Source organism: Novosphingobium sp. B-7, from assembly GCF_000410615.1.
Taxonomy (GTDB): Bacteria; Pseudomonadota; Alphaproteobacteria; order Sphingomonadales; family Sphingomonadaceae; genus Novosphingobium; species Novosphingobium capsulatum.
This window is the reverse complement of sequence record NZ_APCQ01000556.1, coordinates 1-571: the sequence shown is the minus strand read 5'-3', so window position 1 is coordinate 571 and position 571 is coordinate 1. Positions and strand designations below refer to the sequence as shown.

Here is a 571-nt window from a genome sequence, read left to right as displayed (position 1 = left end):
CTTGGCCAGAATGTCGGTAAACTTGCGCCGTGCATGCGCCCAGCAGCCAACCTCGGTCACGCGGCGCGGGGCTTTCGTATCGGGATCGCGGTACAAGATGTTGTAGCCGCCATAGCCATCGGCCTGAAGGAAACCTTCGTATCCGGCAAGATGGGCGGCGGGATGCTCGCCGCCGCGCCCGGTCGTGAAGCGGAAGGCCACGGCAGGCGGGGTCATGTCGCCGCTGGAGCGGCCATCGCGCAAATAGACCCAGAAATAGGCAGTGTGACTGCCATCTTCGCCCATCAGCAAGGTGACCGGCGTCTCGTCGCCATGGATCTTGGGGGCTTTGAGAATGTGGGCCAGCAGTCGCTCGCCAAGCGGGGCCATCAACCAGGTCAGCTTGCGGGCCCAGCGGCCCATCACATCACGATCAATCTTCACGCCCTGCCGCCGCAGGATCACCGACTGGCGGTGCCAGGGCTGATGGTCAACGAAGCGGCTGACCACCAGATGAGCGAGCAGCGCGCTGCTGGCCATCACCTTGGGCAAAGGCAGATCGACGGCAGGGGCCTGTCGGATCGTCTCGCAC

At 64.4% G+C, this 571-nt stretch carries 1 protein-coding gene; it reads right to left on the bottom strand.

All coding sequences use genetic code 11. The annotated features are described in order from the left end of the window. Positions 1 to 571, bottom strand: a 571-nt coding sequence (locus H926_RS25995; protein WP_022675617.1) for an IS66 family transposase, incomplete at both ends; no start/stop codon positions are given.